Consider the following 18,580-nt stretch of genomic DNA (forward strand, 5'->3'; position numbering starts at 1 on the left):
AGTATTCGAGCGTCGCGTTGCCGTTTCGGCATCAGGCGATCGGAGCAGCATGATGAGCACCCGGTTTCGCATTCACGATTCAGCCATTCTCTATTTTGATGCCGTGCGCAGCGCCGCATCGATCCGCGGTGCTGCGCGCCGGCTGAATGTTGCCTCATCGGCCGTGAACCGGCAGATCCTGAATCTGGAAACCGAGTTGGGCACGCGCCTGTTTGATCGTCTGCCGGGCGGCCTGCGCCTGACTGCCGCCGGTGAGATCCTGGCCGAGCATGTCACGACGGTACTGCAGGATGCTGAGCGGACGCGCTCCGCGCTGGATGCACTGGCAGGATTGCGCACCGGCCATATCGAGATCGCAACCCTTGAAGGCCTGTGCCAGGACATCGTCCCGTCCGCCATCAAGATACTGGGACTGCAAGGGTCCCGCATTACAGTCGGTGTCGATGTGATGCCGACCGCGGATATCCCCGATGCCGTCGCCGCCGGCAACGCACACCTCGGTCTGGCCTTTGAGGTGCGGCCACGCGCCGATTTGCAGAAACTGGCCTCCGTACGTCTGCAACTGGGTGTCGTCGTGCTGGCGAAGTCACCGATGGCCAGGCAGGCTGCATTGACGCTACGCGACTGCAGCGATCACCAGCTGATCTTGCCGCGCGCCAACTTCGCCAATCGCGAACAGCTGATATCGACTCTGAGCGAGTCCGATGTCCGCGGCCGCATGCTGGTTGATGCCGGCTCCATCACCTTGATGAAGCAGCTCGTGCTAAACGGTGTCGGCATCTCCTTCATGACCCGCATCGGCATCGAGGATGAGCTGAAAACGGGACGGCTGGTCCACATCCCGTTGTTTGCCGGCCGCAAGCCGATTGTCAGCGAATTGGGATTGTATGCGCGCCGTGGTTCTGCCCGCCCGATTGCCGTCGAAGCTTTTGCGAATATCCTGACAGGGTTGATGGCCACATCGGAGAAGGCGGACCGTGCCCGGCGTAACACTGTTTCGAAGCGCGGGTAGATTCTGGCCAACGTGTTTTCTATTGAGCCAGTCTCTTGGATCCTCTCTCCGATGCCGTTAATGCCAGCCGCGCATGGCACCCCGCCGGTCGCATGCGCCCTCTTGCTCGTGAACTCCCCTTGGATGGAAGTGGCGATACCTGGTTCCTCGACCTGGTCGGCACCTATGAGGCGCTGCCATTCGGGTTGAAATCCACAATCGCGCGGCATCGCATCTTCCACGATACCGGCTATACCAGCGCCGGCACGGTGCGCACCAATACGACAGCCGGTGGCGCGCAGTGAACCCTTAAGCGGCAAGCCCGCGCTGTTCCTCGGCCGCACGCTCAATCGGCGGGTCGAAACCCTCGATACACCGGCCGGCCATGCCCTGCTGGACTCTGGGCGTATGCGCGGCAGGAGCGTTTCGTGCTGCGGCATCACTGGCCGAAACCAGCTCGACAAAGCTACTGGCCTGAGGATGCTTCGCCGTGGAGGCTTTTTCGAAGAATCTGCCAGCCAAGTATTTTCATGCAGGCGAATTATCCGGCTGTCAGAATTGAACCGCGTGTTCGAACGTTCGGCGGATCAGTAGGCTGTACTCTTTCCGACATTTTTCGTATCCGGCAAACAGAATTCGCCACAGGCAGAGCCAAAGGAAGAAACTATCGTCTTCGCGCCACTTTCCAGGACTCGAGCGTCCGAGCTTACCGTTAATAAGGAAAACCCGCGTCGCGCCATGCGAGCTGCATAGATGGAAGACCCACAATGCAACCCACATGGCAATCCCGCGCTAATACAGTGGGCCAGGATGTCATCGAGAACCTTGAGAATCTCCGGTTCCTCACGATCAAATCCAGGTGCAAAACCGTAGGACAATGAAAGATCGGCGGGGCCGACATAAATCCCGCCCAGTCCCGGCACCGCCAGGATAGATTCAATACTCTCCACTGCAGCACGAGTCTCGATCATCGCAATAGGTAACACCTCGGCATTTGCCGTATCAGCATAAGTGTCGCCGCGAGCCAAACGCGCACGAGTCGGACCGAAGCTGCGGGTACCTTGTGGCGGATACAAACAGGCTGATACCAGCCGGCGCGCATCTTCTGCAGACTCTATCATCGGTGCAATGATACCTAGCGCCCCGGCATCCAGCGCCCGCATGATGATGGCTTCATCCAGCCAGGGCACGCGCACCAGCGGCGCTGCGCCCGCCTTCTCGATGATCGGCAGAAGTGTCAGCAGGTCGGCATAATCAGCTGTACCGTGCTGCATATCGATCGTCAGGCTATCCCAGCCGGCTTGCGCCATGGCTTCCGCTGCAAGCGGCGATGGCAATGCAATCCAGCCGTTCAGGACTTTTCCGCCGATGCCCCAGATTTGGCGAAGCGGATTCCGGAACGCCACTGTTCAGGCCCAGGTCATGTTGGTGAGCTTGATATTCTGATAATCCTGAATCGCCTGACGCCCACCCTCGCGTCCCATGCCGGAATGGCCGATGCCGCCGAAGGGCGCTTCTGCATGTGCCACCAGGAAAGAGTTGATGCCGACCATACCGGCACGCAAGCCGGCCGATAGTTTCTCGGCCTTCGAGGAACTGCCGGTAAAGGCATAAGCCGCCAGGCCATAGGGCGTGCTGTTGGCGCGCGCGATGGCGTCATCGAGACTATGGAAGGTCGCGACAGGGGCCACCGGACCGAAAGGCTCTTCGATCATGATGCGGGCATCATCCGACACGTCGGAGAGCACCGTCGGCTCGAGGAAGAAGCCCTTGTTGCGTCCATCGGGCCGCCGGCCGCCAGCACGAATCTTCGCGCCCCGTTGCACGGCATCGGCGATCAGACCCTCGACCTTGTTGCGGCCCGAGGCCAGGGTGAGCGGTCCCATCGTGGTGGTGGGATCGCGGCTGTCGCCCAGCTTCAGGGCGCGTGCTTCGGCCACCATGCGATCGACGAACCGCTCTGCCACGCTTTCCTCGACATAGAAGCGGTTCGGCGCGATGCAGACCTGACCCGCATTGCGGAACTTGAAGGTGGCGCATTGCACAGCCGCCGCATCGACATCCGCATCGGCGCAGATAACGACAGGCGAATGACCACCCAACTCCATCGAACAGCGCTTCACGGTTTCCGCAGCCTGCGCCAGCAGCATCTTACCGACCTGCGTGGAACCGGTCAGCGAGATTTTACGCACCTCTTCGGCCGCCATCAGGCTTGGCACGATGTCATTGGCCCGACCGGTCAGAACCTGTACCACGCCAGCCGGTACACCGGCGGCCACACAGGCCTGCGCGATCAATGTCGTCGTCATCGGCACCTGTTCCGACGGCCGCACGATCACCGGACAGCCAGCAGCCAATGCCGGCGCGATCTTGCGTACCGGCAGGTTGACCGGGAAATTCCAGGCCGAGAAAGCTGCGACGATACCGACGGGCTCCGGCGTGACGATCAGACGGCCGCCCTGACGCGAACGGATGGTTTCACCAAACAGGCGCTCGGCCTCGCCGGCAAACCAGTCGAATTGCTCGATGGCGGCATTCACCTCACCTTCGGATTGCGAAATCGGGCGGCCGATCTCAAGCGACAGCGCCCTGGCAATGGCCGGACGACGCGCTTCCATCTCGCGTGCAATGCGCCGCAGTACCTTGCCGCGCTCCCAGCCGTGCACCGCCGACCAGGTCGCCAGTGCCTTGCTCGCATGGCCCAGTGCCTCGGCCGCCTCGGCAGGACCGCAGGCCGGCTGCAGCCAGAGAACCTCTTCCGTGCAGGGATCCACAACCGGCAGCGACGGACTCCGGGTTTCCTTGCGAAATTCGCCGCCGATCAGCGCGAGGGGTTGGTCAACCGACATGGCTGGTTTCCTTTGGACGTTGAGTTTGAGAAAAAGACGACGACCGGACCGGTCACTGCGACGCAGTGACGCCGCCATCGATGTAGACGACCTGCCCGGTCATATAGCTGCCGGCCGCCGAGGCGAAGGTGATGATCTGGCCAACCACTTCGATGGGTTCGCCGATACGGCCCAGCGGATTGCGCTCAAGAATGAAATTCTTGAAGGCCGGCCGATCCAGATGCGGACGGATTCTGTCCGACTGAATGAAAGTAGGCGCCACACCGTTGACGGTGATGTTGTGGGATGCGAGTTCCATGGCATGCTGCTTCACCAGCATGACCAGCGCGCCCTTGGTGGCGCAGTAGGCCGAATAGCCCCTGCCCCGCAAAGCGAGCTGCGAACGGACGGACAGCAGATGAATCTGACGACCGCCCCGACCGCGCCGGATCTGGTCCCGTGCGACCGCCTGACCCAGGAACATGGCGGAGCGCATATTGGTGGCGTAGACCTCGTCGAAGGCTTCCGGAGTCACTTCGAGGATGGTCTGCTCTCGCTGGATACCAACGCAGTTCACCAGTACATCGACGCCGCCCATATACTGTATGGCTCGCTCCACCGCAGCGGAAATCGACTGTTCCTTGCGGGCATCGAGCGCCAGACCATGCGCCGCGCCACCAGTGTCCACAATGCGGCCAGCCAGACTTTCCGCCTTCGACAGGTTGGGGCCGGCGATACAGACCGTTGCCCCCAGCCGTGCCATGGCGACCGAAATGGCTTCGCCAATTGCACCATAGCCGCCGGGAATGAATACACGCAGATCCCGAATGCTGAACAGGCTGTCAATGCGCTCCAGCTCGATCTGCGGCGTAAGACTTTCGGGCTGGATGTTCATGGATGCACCTCCACTCCAGCGGCTCGGTAGACGCTCTCCATCAGTTCCAGTGTCTCCAGATTGTCGAGCCTGTCGGTTTCAAACGGGGTGCCATCGCGGATGCCGGCGATGAATGCGCGGATGGCAATATCGAAACATTCCTGGTAGCGGCCGAGCAGATCGACGGCCTCGACCGTTTCGGCTTCCTGGCCGACCAGAAATATACGGTTCAGTTCCATGACAATGGTGCCGCGCGTGCCAATCAGTTCAAGACGGTCGCCATGCAACTGCGGATAGCCGGGCGCGCAGAGGCTGCCATCGGCCGTGGCGATCAGCCCGTCTTCGCCTTCCATGAGAATGGCGGCGGTATCCTCGCCGGGCAGGCCCTGCGCCAGACGGCCCAGGCGGGCCGACACCACGCGTAGCGGCCCGACCAGGCAGCGCAACACATCGAGATGATGGATCATCGTCTCGAATACGAGATTGCGGGGAAACCACTTCAGGTACGGTTGCCGTTCGATCAGGAAAGGCACGGTACCGTCGCGCTCGCACAGCCCAGATCCGCGGCAGGAAATCGCGGCATGCCGGATCCTGCCGATGCGGCCTTCATCCACCCAGCGCCGCACCGTCATATAATGCGGGCGAAAGCGGTAATTCTCATGCACCATGAAACGGACGCGCTCACCGATCTCGGCAACCAGCGACTTTGCTTCGGCGACCGTGGGACACATCGGCTTCTGCAGCATGACATGAACGCCGAAGCTGGCGGCCAGCCGCGTCATCGGCGCATGCGCGCCTACCGAAGCCGCGATATCGACGGCGTCAAAGCCGCCATGGGAAAACATGTCGGTGGCCTGGGTATAGATTCGCGAGACACCGAATTCCTTGGCCCGCGCCTCTGCCTTGGCGCGGTCGGTATCGCAGACCGCCACGATGTCCACCCCGGCTGCCATCCATGCACGGAGATGATACAGGCTGATGAGCCCACATCCGATCAGCGCAACGCGCAGCTTGCCCTCAGCCATGGCGCACCTCGAACCAGCCATAGCCGTAATGCCAGGTGCTGCCCGCATCCGGGCCGGTGCGCAGCGTGTGCCGCATACCGGCGGGAATGCGCACCAGATCGCCAGGACGGCACAAGGCGCGCGCGCCGCCGACCTCGATTTCCACCTGTCCTGCCGCCACGACGACGAACTCGTCATGGGCATGTACGAAATCAGCCCAGACCTGCCCAGGCGGATCCCGATAGGTATCGAAGGTAAAGCCGGGAAAATCCGCTTTCACGGCGTCGGTCGAAACCGGCACGGCGTAGAGACTGGGCTGGAACAGGCTCATGCCGCGCGATCCGCCAGCAGGCCGCCGAGATAGCTGCGCGCCGGCTCGAATGCCATCAGGGCGTCGAAATCGGGGATCGACGTCACGACGCCCTTCTGCACAAAAATGAACTGCTCGCAGATTTCTTGCAGGATTTCGAGATGAAACTTCTCGTTCGGATGAACGCAGAGAAACACCAACCGCCCTTCTGCGCGCAGGCGGCGGAAGAAATCGAGCATGAAGCCGATATAACCGTCCTGCGTGTTGAACTGCGGCTCGTCAAACAGATGCACCATGGGGTAATCCGATCCGGCCGGCTGCATCATGGCATTCGGCATCCAGGAACGGAAATGCCGCACCTGGTAGGACTGGTGATAATGGATGGCGAGGCGGTCGCGCTGATCGGTGCGCACGCGATGGATATTGCGGCCCAGCACCTTCACCTCGCCCGAGGTCGGCGCATTCGAACCGGTGATCAGTTCGAACAGGGTGGTCTTGCCCGAGCCATTCGGCCCCATCATGCCGACCACGGCCGGTCGTTCGATCCCGAAATCGGCGGTCAGGCGGAAAGTCGGAGTCCGGTTCAGAACACCCTTGGTGTAGACCTTTTCCAGCGCAGTCACTTCAAGCATCGCCGCCATCGCTCACACTCCGATCATCCGGCGACGCAGCACCGGATTCTCCAGCAGCTCCTGCGCACGACCCTCATATGCGATGCGACCGCGATCCATCACATAGGCGCGATCTGACACCTCTAGCGCCGCCAATGCATTCTGCTCAACCACGAGCACGGAAATCCCTTCATCCCGCAGGCGACGGATCGTGCGCATCACGCCCTGCACGATATTGGGCGCAAGCCCTTGGCTCGGCTCATCGAACAACACCAACCCGGGCGATCCCAGCAGTGCGCGCGAGATGGCCACCATCTGCAATTCGCCACCAGACATGTTCTCGCATTCCCGCCGCATCAGATGCTCAAGCGCCGAGAAGATCCCGAACATCTCGTCCTGGCACCAGGCGCGGAACCGGGTCCTGCGGGTGCCGAGGCGCAGGTTGCGGGCACCGGTCAGCGTCGGGAACACCCGGCGGTCGTCCGGCACCCAGGAAATCCCCAGCCGCGAGATACGATGCGTCGGCATCTGCGTGATGTCATGGTCGTCGAAACGGATATGGCCGCTGCGCGGCGGCGACAGGCCGAGAATGGAACGGATGGTAGTGGTCTTGCCCGCACCATTGGGGCCAAGCAGCGCGACAACCTCGCCCGGCGCCACATCGAGCGAGACACCGAACAGCGCTTGGGTCTCACCATAGAAGGTTTCGATGCCGGAGATACTGAGCATCAGGCCACCTCGCCCAGAGCCGACCGTGCGACCCATTTGTTGGCCTTGAGCCCCGCCGGTGTGCCCTCGACAATGACCTGGCCCCAATGCACCACCGATATGGTATCGGCGAGTTCGAAGAGGAACCGCATGTCATGTTCGATGACACAGATGGTGTAGTGCTGGCGCAGCTTCTGGATCAGTCGTATCAGATTCTGCGTCGCCTGGGCGCCAAGACCCGCCGTGGGTTCATCCAGAAACAGGATGCGGGGTTCGGCTGCCAGCGCGACGGCGATCTCGAGTGCGCGGCGGTCGCCGTAGCTCAGGTCTTTGGCCTTTTCCCAGGCCCGGCCAGCAAGGCCGACCTGATCGAGCACTGTAAGGGCCAGATCGACCAGGTGCCGATCGCCGAAGGTTTCCCGCAACGGACTGCCGCTGACGGCGCGGAAAGCCGGCAAAGCGAGCATCACATTCTCGATCACTACTGCATCGTCGAACAGATTCATCATCTGGAACGATCTGGACACTCCCATCCGCGCAATCACATGCGGCTTCAGCCCGGTGATATCATTGCCATCGAAGAGAATGCTGCCGGCGTCCGGTGGATGATGGCCGGTCAGCACATGAAAACAGGTGGTCTTGCCGGCACCATTCGGCCCCATGATGCCGTGGACCGTGCCGGCCTCGATGGCTAGCGAAATATTCTCCAGCACGACGCGGGCGCCGAACCGCTTCTGGATGCCCCTGGCCTCGAAGAGTGCCATCACGCTTTTTCCGGCTTGACGGTGGAGACTTGCCCGGACGTGCGCCGAAGCAGTACGTGCAGCAGGCCGGCCATGCCTTCCGGCCGCACCATCACCATGATGACGAAGAGCAGGCCATACCAGAGCAGCCAGGCTTCGGTCAGGCCACCCAGCACATCGCGGGCAACGAAATAGAGGACAACCCCCAGTACCGGGCCCCAGAAACTCACCAGACCGCCACCGACCAGCACCATCATCACAATGATGCCGGACTGGTGCAGGCTCATCACATCCGGATAGGCACTCTGCTGCGCCATGGAGAATAGCCCGCCGGCAAGGCCGGCAAAGGCCGCCGAGATCGTGAAGGCCAGCCATTTCCAGCGCCAGACGTCGTAACCGACGAAACGCGCGCGCGTCTCATTCTGCCGGATCGCCTGCAGCACGCGGCCAACCGGAGCATTCACAACGCGCCACATCAGCAGCACGGCTGCTATCGTGATGGCGGCAACGAACCAATAAAAAACGGCATTGTCGTTCAGGTCGAAACGCCAGGGACCGATTACCAGGTCCGGACGGGGAATATTCAGCAGGCCGTCTTCACCGCCGGTCAGCCAGTGCAGTTTCATCGCTGAGAACCAGAAGACCTGGCCAAAGCCGATGGTCAGCAACGCGTAATAGATGCCGCGCCGGTGTGACAGGAAAGCACCGACGACGGCGCCGGCAACAGACGCCGCTGCAATGGCCGCGAACAGACCGCCCCAAAGACTGATAGCCGCATGATGCTGGAACAGACCGAAGGCATAAGCACCGATCCCGAGATAGGCACCATGGCCGAAGGAATGCAGGCCGGTATAGCCGAACAGCAGGTTGAATCCCATGGCGAACAGGACCCAGATGGCGATCTCGACGCCGAGATACTGATAGAGGCCAACGCGCGCGAGCCAAAACGGCGCAGTTGCCATGACAACAACGAAGATGCCCATGGGCAGCGTGAGCGGCATTTGGCTGCGGGCCGGGATATCGGACAACGTGATCATGGCATTCAGTTCTCCAGCGCGCTTCTGCGTCCCAGAAGGCCGCGTGCACGAAAACCGACGATCGCGATCAGCAGGATATACATCGACATCAGCGACCAGGCGGGCGCATAGGCGCCGGTGATGCCGGTGGCCAGACCGACCAGGATGGCGGCCGCGACCGCACCCCAGAAACTTCCGACGCCGCCGATCACGATAATCAGGAACGCCGGTATCACGACATCGATGCCGAGATGCGGACGCAGACCCCAGATCGGAGCCATGACCATGCCGGCGATGCCTGCCAGCGCGGAGCCGAAACCGAAGACCAGCAACCGCAGACGGCCGAGGTCGTAGCCGAGCGCACGCACCATTTCGCTGTCATGCGCACCGGCCTTGATGATCGCACCGTATGGTGTGCGTTCCAGGAACAGCCAGACCATCAGGATGGCAACGATGGCAAAGCCTGCGGCGTAGAATTTATAGGTCGAGAAGATCAACCCACCCATCAGGAAGGCCCCACTGATCATCTGCGGCACAGGCATACTTTGCTCGCCAGTGCCCCAGACAAGACGGATAGCCTCTTCCACCACGATGGCCGCACCGAAGGTGAGCAACAGGCCGTAGAGCGGCGCCTTGCCATAGGTGGGACGCAGACAGAGTTCGAGCAGCATGCCAACCGCACCGGCCAGTACGGGCCCCAGCGCAAGCCCGAGGAAATAACGGACGTTCAGCGGGAATTCGAGCCACCAGATGCCGAACGGCGTCCCGGCAAACCAGCTGGCGCCGATGGTGGACATGGCCAGATAGGCACCCAGTGTAAACAGAGAGCCATGTGCCAGATTGATCACCTCCATCACTCCGACAATGAGAGTGAAGCCCAGGGCGATCAGGGCGAACAACAGACCAAGAGTCAGGCCATTGACGATATGAGGAACAAGACTGGTCATGTGCAGCACGTTGTTAACGGCAAAAACAGGCATTCAGATGATGCGGGTAACGGTGCGGTAACGTCCCCGCATCATCTGGAGGCTTTATGCGTCGAAAGTCGACGTTGCCTCATAGGTTTCCAGCTTGCAGGCCGGCGCGGAGTCGACGTCCATCACATCCTTCGGTGCACTGTTTCCGAGAATCTTGAACATGTCGTCCGGATCCTTTGTGCCGACATTCGCAGTCGCCAGATAGATCGTCTGCTGCATCTGATGTGTGTTGGGATCCATCCAAGCGTCATGGTGCTGCATGCGGTCGCGTGCCGAGACCTTTAGATTCTCAAGCTGCTTGATCACCTTGATGTTGTTGGTTGAACCCGCGCGCTCGATGGCGGCGAACAATTCGCGCGTCGCCCAGTAGCCGTTATAGAAGACGTTGCCCGGCACTTTCATATAGGTATCGGGATACATGGCCTGGTACCGCTTCACGAAATCAGAAACACCTGGCAGGTCGAGATTGTAATACCAGGTGGTACCGAACACGCCGAAGAGGTTGTCCAGCGGCAAGCCATACACATCGGCCCAGTCCTGCTGGTTGTTGATCCAGGCCGGCTTGTCGCCCATTTTCAACTGGGCGATCTGCTGGCGCATCGCTTTCAGGTCGTCCCCGCCAATCGCGGCCGACACCACGCCTGGATTGATCTGCTGGATTTTCAGCAGTTGCGATGAGAAATCGCGTGTACCCTGCGGCACCAGGATTTCCTCCACCATCTGCCCGCCATAATTCCTGAGCAAGTTTTTGGTGGCCGCTGCGGTGGAATGCCCCCAGACATAATCGTTGGTCAACAGCACCCACTTTTTGCCAAATTTCTCGACCGCTGCTTTCACCGCCGCCTTGGAGAAATTGGAGCCGTTGGCGTCCCAGACGAATTTAACGCGGTGGCAGTTCTGGCCCGCTTCGGACGGCGCGCTTGAATTCGTGTTCAGGTAGATGACGCCATATTTCTGGGCCACCTGGCTGATGGCATTGGCGACACCGGAATGAATAGCGCCGATCAGGAAGCCGCAATTCTCGCGCGTGATCATGCGTTCGGCGACGCGGCTACCGGTCGCCGGCGTGGTCTCGGTATCAAGGTGGAAAGTTTCGATCTTGCGGCCGAGCACGCCACCTTTGGCGTTGGCTTCGGCGATGGCCATCATCATGCCGCGTCGGTCCTCGGCGCCCGAATTGGCATACTGACCGCTGGCATCGGACGTGATGCCGATCTTGATCGGCTTAGCCGTTGCCTGGGCATAGACGCGGTTATGCGCCCACGGCCCCATGAAACCCACACCGCCTGCCGCGGCGGCGGCAGACGTCAGTAAACGACGGCGACTGATTTTCGATTGAGACATGGTCTTTCCTCCCAGGTGGCACTCTTGTCGGGCCTATCGGCATCCAATTGAATGCCGTTTCGGGAAGGTTGAATATAAATTCAATCACAGTCAATGAATATTTATTCTATTTGAGAGAATATTCTTTTTTCTATAATGACGTCGCCCGAGAAAAAGTTGTAAACACAAAGACATGAGCGATTCCGCGACCAACAACAGTTCACCGGCTCCCGCCCGGATCATTGCCGATTCAGAGACCTTTGATGGTCTCCGACAGCGAATCCGGGATCGTTTTGCCCGCTTGAGCCCGCATCTGCAGCGTATTGCCCGTGCCTCGCTGGAAGAGCCCAACGGCTTCGCCCTGAACACCACGGCCAAAATTGCCGCCGACCTGGAAATCCAGCCCTCCACCCTAATCCGCTTTGCCAAGGAATTCGGCTATTCCGGTTTTTCGGATTTGCAGCGGGTATTTCGGCAGCGCCTGATCGAGGGCGAACCGACAGTGCGGGAGCGGGTCTATTCGGAGGAAACAGCGCGACCGGCACCGCCGAATATTGGCGATCTGCTGAAGACCTGTGTCACCGCCCATGTCGCCGCGCTGAACGACTTGCTGAAAAATTGCGATACGGCGAATCTCGCCAGGGCCGTGGAAATGCTGCGGGATGCGCGGCATGTCTATATCGCCGGCCTGCGCCGCTCACGCCCGATCGCTGCCTATCTCGCCTATGCGCTGACGCGTTCGGAACGCGCCAGCAGCCTGTTGGATTTTGCTGGTGGGATGGCGGGGCCACAGATTGCGACCATTGCCCCGGACGATGTTCTGGTCGCGATCGCCTTCCCGCCCTATTCGCGGCCCGTCGTTGACATCGTGCTCGATGCTTATGTGAGCGGTCGCAGAGTTCTCGTCATCACGGATGGCCCGGACAGTCCGCTCGCGAAGAACGCTCACCTGTCACTATACGTGGATGCCGGTGCCGCTTCTGCATTCCAACCCATTTCCGGTGCCATTGGCCTGATGCAAACCCTTATTACCGCGCTGAACTGGGTCCCTAAATCTGGCTAAACTCTACTAACAATCAGGCCGAGGCCGTCGCCGTTTCGCCAGCCACTCGACAAAAAATCGCTGAGGCCTCGTTAGGCTTGGCCCAAATCGTCGCCTCGCCAAAGAAAAGCTCGCAAGAGCTATTTGCTTGGGAAGTATTCGCGGCAAGGAATTTCAGCCACGGGATACTGGGGCCATACCCAATGCAGCTTGTTCCTAAATCGGCAGGCCGCCCGATAATTTTTGCTGCCCCAAAGGAAGTACAACCACTGAGCCTGAACCCATCCGAACCCTGAGAAGAACCGCTACGCTCCCCATGCACCGCTCGCGATCGCGCAGGCAGAATCACATCTGATTGATCAACTGCAGCACCGCCGCTAACGGCAAAACATCGCCGTATTTGGCATTGATGTCGAACAGATTGGCCTCATGCGGCGCCGGGTGCCTGTCGCCGACGCATTCGCGTGGCAAGACCACGCGGAATCCATGCTGCATGGCATCCACCGCACTGGCGCGCACGCAGCCGCTGGTCGAGCAGCCGGTAATCACCACCGTATCGACGCCCTGCGCCGTCAGCGTCGCCGCCAGCGTGGTGCCAAAGAAAGCACTGGCATAGTTCTTCACCAGAACCAGTTCGTCCGGCTGCACCTGCAGGTCGGGATGCAGTTCACCCATCGGCTGCCCCGCAATCAGCATCCGAAGCGCCGGCACCTTGCGCACGAAGATGCCACCGTCGATGCCAGAGGGGTGATATTCGACGCGGGTGAAAATGATCGGCAGCTTCGCGCGACGCGCCGCCCTGAGCAGGCCGGTGGTTTCCCGCACAGCGTCGATGACGGCGGGCGCATAGAGCGGCGACCCCTGCGTGGTATAGGCGCGGACAAAATCGATGACCAGAATCGCCGGCCGCTTTCCGAAGCCGCTCGCGCCATCGAAGACATTCTTGTAGTTGCTTTCCAATGCGTCGGACGTCATTTCGCCAGTACCCCCGGAAGCCAAAGCACGATTTTAGGCCAGATGGTGATGACCAGAATGAATGCCAATATCATGGTCAGGAACGGCAGACTGCCGATCACGACATCACGGAACTCTCCGGATTTCCGTAGCGACTGCACGACGAACAGATTGACCCCGATGGGCGGCGTGATCATCGCAGCCTCGCTGAGAATCATGAATACCACGCCGAACCAGACCGGGTCGAAGCCGACGGCGACCACCAGTGGAATCACAATGGGTGCCGTGGATACCATCATGGAGATCGGGTCCATGAAGCAGCCCAACACCAGATAAATTGCCACCAGAATCGCAAGCAGTTCGTATTTCCCAAGCTCCAGGCCCTTCACCAGGCCAAGCACCGAGTCTGTCACACCAAGGCTGCCAAGACAGAAATTTAGGAACATGGCGGTCAGGATGATCAGCATGATCATGCATGTGGTCCGCATCGTGCCTTCGAAGGCAGCGATCAGTCGGGTGACCGTAAGGCCGCGACCGGCCAGCGAGATCACCAGGGCGGCAATCACGCCCATGGCCGCCGCCTCGCTGGGCGTGGCGATGCCCCCGTAGATGGTGCCGACAACGATGAGGAACAGCAGCAGCGGCGGCAGCAGATGCCGCAGGCCCAGGATGCGCTCCTGCCAAGTGTAGCGCTGGACGCGTCCGCTCCAGGACGGCTTGATCACGCAGGCCAGGAAAATCGCCAGCGAGAACATGCCAGCCAGCACCAAGCCCGGAATGAAGCTGGCCATATAGAGGTCGGTGACCGAGGTATTCGCCAGCATGCCGTACAGCACCATGTTGATGCTGGGCGGGATCAGGATGCCAAGCGTGCCGCCGGCCGCCAGGCTGCCGAGGAAAAGGCGCGGGTTATAGCCGTAGCGTTCGATATTCGACAGCGACACGGTACCGATGGTGGCGGCCGTGGCGACACTGGAGCCGGAGGTAGCGGCAAACATCGTGGCCGCCGCGATGTTGGTATGCATGACGCCGCCGGGCAGGCGATTGAACCATGCATCCAGCGCCGTATACATGCGATCGGTCATACCCGACTTGGTCAGGACTTCGCCCATCAGAATGAACATGGGGACGGCGAGCAGGGTGAATTCCGAACTAGCCGACCAGGAGACCTCGCCGACCGCCGCCGTCAGCGGGAAGAAAGCGAAGAATTCCGAAATTACTAGCGCGACGACGCCCAGGATTGCGGCGACGGGAACACCGGCGATGACCAGCAGGAAGAGAACGAAGAGTGCAACGGAGATCAGCATGTCAGGTCTCGCTCTCCGTGCGCACTTCCAGCGGCGCGATCTGTTTACCGTTGGTGAGGGCTTCGGCCGCGTCGTAGCGCCGGCGCGCGGCGAGGATGATCACGCGGATGGTGACGACCAGACATATGAGCGCAAACAGCGCGAGACCCGCGGCCCAGAGCGACTGCGGCAGGGCCAGTGGTGTTCCAAGCGTGCTGTTCGAGCGCGCGCCCATTTTGAAGCTTTCATAGGCGGTGCGGAGAGCTTGCCAGGAAAACACGCAGACCACGCCGGTCAGCAGCAGCAGGCCGAGAATATCGAGCGCGGCTCGCGAACCGCCCTTCAGACGAGCAAAGACCACGTCGATGCGGATATGCGCGCCGGCGAACAGCGCATAGCCGAAGCCGAGCGGCACGGCGATAGCAAAAATATATGTGCTGATCTCGTAGCTCTCCAGAAAGGAGATGCTGAAGATTTTGCGGGTCACCACGTCAATGGTGATGGGAAAGGCCATCAGAAATATGAGAGCGCCGCCCAGGCGAGCCATCCAGATGCTGATTCGCATCAGCATCGTGGGCTTTGCAATCATATCTTCAGGGCCGTTCATGCCATCTCGCTTTCGCCAACGACGCAGTAGTCACAGTCTGCCGCCCCGGCCAGTGCCGCACCGGCCGCCGCCATGCCGGAGATCACGCCTCCGTGCTGCGGGTTGGCGGCGGCAAAATTCACGCTGCTCTGGCGCAGGCCGAGCGACACCAACAATTCCGCCTGCTTCACCGCCGTTGTCAGCGGGTTAACGACGGGCACATCCAGCGCGGCCTGGATCTTGTCGGCGATGGGCGACATGCAGGTGCAGCCCAGCAGGATCGCTGCCGCGCCCCGGTCGATCGTCGCGCGGCAGCTCTTCACGATGCGGCCCAGCAGGTCGGTATCGCCCTTCTGCATGCGGGCGACATAATCGCCCTCGCTGCCCAGGGCCGACTGCTCGCTGTCGGTTCCGACATGCAGGACATCGCGGCATTCCGCCGTCATTCCGGATTCGACGAGCAGCTTGCGGTAGAGAAATGCGGTGGTGGCCGGCCAGATGGTGACGATACTGAAAGGCCGCCCGAGGGAGGCAGCAACCCGCAAGCCGCAATCGCCGGCGCCGACCACGGCCTTGCGCGTCGCCGATTTCAGGGCGGCAACGCCGTAATCGCCAACAGAGTTGAGCACGACGGCGTCGCAGCCATCCTGCGCCGCGGCAATGCCGGCATCCAGATAGCCGATCTCCTGAATCGCCAGATCAAGCGGATTGTTCGGGAACATGCCGAGGCGCGGCGGATAGATGCGGATGTCGGTGCCCGCTGCCAGCACGGATTTCAGTTCCGCCGGAATGGCGGTGGGGTTGTCGCGCCGGAATGCGGTGCCGACCAGTCCGATCCTCATCATGCTGCTCCCTTACCGATTGGACTGAATGCCGTGGGCTGCAGAATCTGATTCTGCATGCGCTCGATCAGCGGCAATATCTTCGGCGTGAAGGCGATCCAGTCTGCATTCGCATTCAGCGTGGCGCGCCGGGTTGCGCGATCCAGCATATCGGCATAGCCCCAGAGATGGACGACCTGATTCAGCTCACCGATATCCGTGGTGAAATAGCCCAGCAGGTTGCCGAGGATCGGCCGGATGATAGGCAGGGCTTCCTGTTCGTAATGGCGCAGGAAAGCCGGCATGCCGCCGACCCTGATCGTGTAGGTACGCATCTCGACGATCATGCGGCGCCCCGCTCGCGCTCCTTGCGCGCCCGGTCTGAGCTGTACCAGGGCAGAACCCGACCGCCGACCTGACCGCCAAGCATCTCACGCGCCAGCGCCGCCGCATCGACCAGTCCCGCGAGCGAGAGCCCGGTCTCGTAACCGCTTTGCTCCAGCATCAACGCAAGATCTTCGGTCGCCAGATTGCCCGAGGCGCCCGGTGCGAAGGGGCAGCCACCCAGCCCGCCGATAGAAGCGTCGAATTTCCGGACACCGGATTTCAGCGCCACCCAGCTGAGCGCGAGGCCCATGGCGCGGGTGTCGTGAAAATGAGCGGCCAGCCGCGACGCGCCGAACTGCTCAACCGCGGCGCCGAACAGGCGCTCGACCTGGGCCGGGTTGCCGGCGCCGATCGTATCGGCCAACGCGATCTCGTCCGCACCGGCATCGACCATTTTCTGCGCCAGATGCAGCACGACGGCCTGATCGGTGCGCCCTTCATAGGGGCAGGCGCAGGCGGCGGCGATATAGGCGCGGCAGAAGATGCCGTCCTGCTTCGCCGCGAGAATGACGGCAATGCATTCATCGGTCGCCGTCTGCAGCGACATGCCGATATTCTTCTGGTTCAGGGTTTCGGTGGCGGACAGCACCACGGCGACTCCCTTCATTTCCGCTTCACGAGCGCGGGCATAGCCGCGCCGGTTCGGCACCAGCGCCGTGATATGCACCGCCGGGTCGGCCGGAATGGCGGCCACCAGCTCCGCGGCATCCGCCATGGCAGGCACGGCCTTGGGGCTGACAAAGCTGGTCAGCTCGAAATCCGCGACGCCCGCCTTGCGCAGCGCCAGATAAAGCGTCTGCTTCTCCTTTACGGAGAGGCGCTTCGGATGGTTCTGCAGGCCATCGCGCAGACCAACTTCGTTGATGATTACCCGATTCTGCATGTCCGCTTCTCCATCGCCTCGCCGCGGGTCAGGCAATCACACCCTGCTGGCGCAGCGCGGCGATTTCGGCCGACGACATGCCGCCAAGCGTCTGCATCACGTCATCGGTATCCGCACCTAGCGTCGGCGGCGAGCTATAGGACTCTTCCGCATAGTCGCTCATCTTCACCGGGTTGCCGGGCATTTCGACAACCTTGCCCGAACCGAGCGCGACCGAAACCACCATGTTGCGGGCGCGCACCTGCTCGTCGTTGAGCGCATGCGACAGGTCGTTGACCGGCGCACAGGGGATGCGGCGCTGCTCCAGCAGGGTGAGCCAGTGTTCGCAGGGATGCCGCATGAAATGTTCCTGTAGCCGGCCGTTGATGAAATCCTTGTCGGCCAGGCGGGCGGGCTGGCCGGCAAATTTCGGATCGGCGAGATCCGGATCGCCCAACATGTCGACCAGCGCGGTCCAGAAATTGTCAGTGATCACAGCGATGATCAGGTCGCGGCTGGCCGTGCGATAGGTGTCGTAGGGCACATGGACGAAATGCCCGTTGCCAGCGCGGCCCGGGCTCTTGCCCGACAGGAGATACATGGTCGCCATGTAGTTCAGCATCGAAATCTGGGCATCGAGCATCGAGATATCGACATGCTGGCCGCGGCCGGTGGTCGCGCGGGCATGCACGGCCGACAGAATTCCGATGGCGCCCAGCAAGCCGCCGCCCAGATCGCCGATCGGTATGCCGGCGCGTAGCGGACGACCGTCGGCTTCGCCGGTCAGCGACATGCCGCCGCCCATACCCTGCGCGACCATGTCGAAAGCCGGTCGGTTCTTGCCGGGGCCGTCATTGCCGAAACCGCTGATCGAACAGGTGATGATGCGCGGATTGATGGCGGACACGGTTTCGTAGTCGATGCCGATACGCTTGGCGACGCCGGGGCTGAAATTCTCCACGATCACATCAGCATTGCGGACGAGGCGATAAAACACCGCCCGCCCCTCTTCCGACTTCATGTCGATGCAGACGCTGCGCTTGTTGCGCGCCAACGTCAGGAAATAGGCGCCCATGCCATCGCGGGAATTCTCCGGGTCGCGGGCCAGCAGCTTGCGCGTGCCCTCACCGGTGCCCGGAGGCTCGATCTTGATGGTCTGCGCTCCCAGATCGGCCAGCAGCATGGTGCCGTAAGGCCCGGAGAGCATATGTGTGAAATCGAGAACGATCAGATCTGAAAGCGGCTTCATTTGTCACT

Annotated in this window: 21 protein-coding genes; 3 read left to right on the forward strand and 18 right to left on the reverse strand. The window is 61.3% G+C overall.

The genetic code is table 11. From position 1 onward, the window contains the following. Positions 1–52: 52 nt before the first annotated feature. On the forward strand, positions 53–1,012 hold the full coding sequence (locus CTR53_RS04400) for a LysR family transcriptional regulator (RefSeq protein WP_290809582.1): 960 nt from the start codon (positions 53–55) through the stop codon (positions 1,010–1,012). A 119-nt stretch (positions 1,013–1,131) separates the two neighbouring features. Then, complete coding sequence (locus CTR53_RS04405) at positions 1,132–1,296, forward strand: hypothetical protein (protein ID WP_290809583.1); 165 nt, start codon at positions 1,132–1,134, stop codon at positions 1,294–1,296. Between the two features lie 282 nt (positions 1,297–1,578). Here the strand turns inward: CTR53_RS04405 and CTR53_RS04410 are convergent, their stop codons facing one another. The 11 genes from CTR53_RS04410 to CTR53_RS04460 all read right to left on the reverse strand — a co-directional run bounded on the left by CTR53_RS04410 (position 1,579) and on the right by CTR53_RS04460 (position 11,406). Continuing rightward, positions 1,579–2,397 (reverse strand): aldolase/citrate lyase family protein, encoded by an 819-nt coding sequence (locus CTR53_RS04410; RefSeq protein WP_290809584.1) that lies wholly within the window; start codon positions 2,395–2,397, stop codon positions 1,579–1,581. A 3-nt stretch (positions 2,398–2,400) separates the two neighbouring features. After that, positions 2,401–3,840, reverse strand: coding sequence for an NAD-dependent succinate-semialdehyde dehydrogenase (locus CTR53_RS04415; RefSeq protein ID WP_290809585.1), 1,440 nt, complete (start codon positions 3,838–3,840; stop codon positions 2,401–2,403). A 52-nt stretch (positions 3,841–3,892) separates the two neighbouring features. Beyond that, on the reverse strand, positions 3,893–4,714 hold the full coding sequence (locus CTR53_RS04420) for an SDR family NAD(P)-dependent oxidoreductase (protein ID WP_290809586.1): 822 nt from the start codon (positions 4,712–4,714) through the stop codon (positions 3,893–3,895). After that, the gene (locus tag CTR53_RS04425) at positions 4,711–5,718 is read right to left on the reverse strand and encodes a Gfo/Idh/MocA family oxidoreductase (RefSeq protein WP_290809587.1); all 1,008 of its coding nucleotides are present in this window, start codon (positions 5,716–5,718) and stop codon (positions 4,711–4,713) included. The genes CTR53_RS04420 and CTR53_RS04425 overlap by 4 nt, the downstream gene beginning before the upstream one ends. After that, positions 5,711–6,028, reverse strand: coding sequence for a cupin domain-containing protein (locus tag CTR53_RS04430; protein WP_290809588.1), 318 nt, complete (start codon positions 6,026–6,028; stop codon positions 5,711–5,713). The genes CTR53_RS04425 and CTR53_RS04430 overlap by 8 nt, the downstream gene beginning before the upstream one ends. Then, positions 6,025–6,648 (reverse strand): ATP-binding cassette domain-containing protein, encoded by a 624-nt coding sequence (locus CTR53_RS04435; RefSeq protein WP_290809589.1) that lies wholly within the window; start codon positions 6,646–6,648, stop codon positions 6,025–6,027. Before CTR53_RS04435 ends, CTR53_RS04430 begins: the two co-directional genes overlap by 4 nt. 3 nt (positions 6,649–6,651) lie before the next feature. Continuing rightward, positions 6,652–7,347: an ABC transporter ATP-binding protein gene (locus tag CTR53_RS04440; RefSeq protein ID WP_290809590.1), complete on the reverse strand. Its 696-nt coding sequence runs from the start codon at positions 7,345–7,347 to the stop codon at positions 6,652–6,654. Next, on the reverse strand, positions 7,347–8,090 hold the full coding sequence (locus CTR53_RS04445; RefSeq protein ID WP_290809591.1) for an ABC transporter ATP-binding protein: 744 nt from the start codon (positions 8,088–8,090) through the stop codon (positions 7,347–7,349). Before CTR53_RS04445 ends, CTR53_RS04440 begins: the two co-directional genes overlap by 1 nt. Beyond that, entirely contained in the window at positions 8,090–9,106 is a 1,017-nt protein-coding gene (locus CTR53_RS04450) for a branched-chain amino acid ABC transporter permease (RefSeq protein WP_290809592.1), read from the reverse strand. The genes CTR53_RS04445 and CTR53_RS04450 overlap by 1 nt, the downstream gene beginning before the upstream one ends. Before the next feature lie 5 nt (positions 9,107–9,111). Beyond that, entirely contained in the window at positions 9,112–10,032 is a 921-nt protein-coding gene (locus CTR53_RS04455; protein ID WP_290809593.1) for a branched-chain amino acid ABC transporter permease, read from the reverse strand. Between the two features lie 84 nt (positions 10,033–10,116). Continuing rightward, positions 10,117–11,406: an ABC transporter substrate-binding protein gene (locus tag CTR53_RS04460; RefSeq protein ID WP_290809594.1), complete on the reverse strand. Its 1,290-nt coding sequence runs from the start codon at positions 11,404–11,406 to the stop codon at positions 10,117–10,119. 172 nt (positions 11,407–11,578) lie between these two features. Here CTR53_RS04460 and CTR53_RS04465 point away from each other — a divergent pair, with 172 nt between their 5' ends. Continuing rightward, positions 11,579–12,448, forward strand: coding sequence for a MurR/RpiR family transcriptional regulator (locus tag CTR53_RS04465; RefSeq protein ID WP_290809595.1), 870 nt, complete (start codon positions 11,579–11,581; stop codon positions 12,446–12,448). A 324-nt stretch (positions 12,449–12,772) separates the two neighbouring features. Here the strand turns inward: CTR53_RS04465 and CTR53_RS04470 are convergent, their stop codons facing one another. From CTR53_RS04470 to CTR53_RS04500, 7 genes are all read right to left on the reverse strand, one after another. Next, positions 12,773–13,402, reverse strand: coding sequence for an N-carbamoylsarcosine amidohydrolase (locus CTR53_RS04470; RefSeq protein ID WP_290809596.1), 630 nt, complete (start codon positions 13,400–13,402; stop codon positions 12,773–12,775). Beyond that, on the reverse strand, positions 13,399–14,688 hold the full coding sequence (locus CTR53_RS04475; RefSeq protein WP_290809597.1) for a TRAP transporter large permease: 1,290 nt from the start codon (positions 14,686–14,688) through the stop codon (positions 13,399–13,401). Before CTR53_RS04475 ends, CTR53_RS04470 begins: the two co-directional genes overlap by 4 nt. Before the next feature lies 1 nt (position 14,689). Further along, a complete protein-coding gene (locus tag CTR53_RS04480) occupies positions 14,690–15,181 on the reverse strand; it encodes a TRAP transporter small permease subunit (protein WP_290809598.1) in 492 nt (163 codons plus the stop codon). Between the two features lie 89 nt (positions 15,182–15,270). Next, positions 15,271–16,098: an aspartate/glutamate racemase family protein gene (locus CTR53_RS04485; protein ID WP_290809599.1), complete on the reverse strand. Its 828-nt coding sequence runs from the start codon at positions 16,096–16,098 to the stop codon at positions 15,271–15,273. After that, positions 16,095–16,421: an NIPSNAP family protein gene (locus tag CTR53_RS04490; RefSeq protein WP_290809600.1), complete on the reverse strand. Its 327-nt coding sequence runs from the start codon at positions 16,419–16,421 to the stop codon at positions 16,095–16,097. The genes CTR53_RS04485 and CTR53_RS04490 overlap by 4 nt, the downstream gene beginning before the upstream one ends. Then, positions 16,418–17,344: a hydroxymethylglutaryl-CoA lyase gene (locus CTR53_RS04495; protein WP_290809601.1), complete on the reverse strand. Its 927-nt coding sequence runs from the start codon at positions 17,342–17,344 to the stop codon at positions 16,418–16,420. The genes CTR53_RS04490 and CTR53_RS04495 overlap by 4 nt, the downstream gene beginning before the upstream one ends. Positions 17,345–17,372: 28 nt before the next feature. Next, positions 17,373–18,572 carry a CaiB/BaiF CoA-transferase family protein gene (locus tag CTR53_RS04500; RefSeq protein ID WP_290809602.1) on the reverse strand — a complete coding sequence of 400 codons (1,200 nt, stop codon included), beginning with the start codon at positions 18,570–18,572 and terminating at the stop codon, positions 17,373–17,375. Between the last annotated feature and the right edge of the window lie 8 nt (positions 18,573–18,580).

The sequence above is a fragment of the Ferrovibrio sp. genome, from assembly GCF_002796975.1.
GTDB lineage: Bacteria > Pseudomonadota > Alphaproteobacteria > Ferrovibrionales > Ferrovibrionaceae > Ferrovibrio.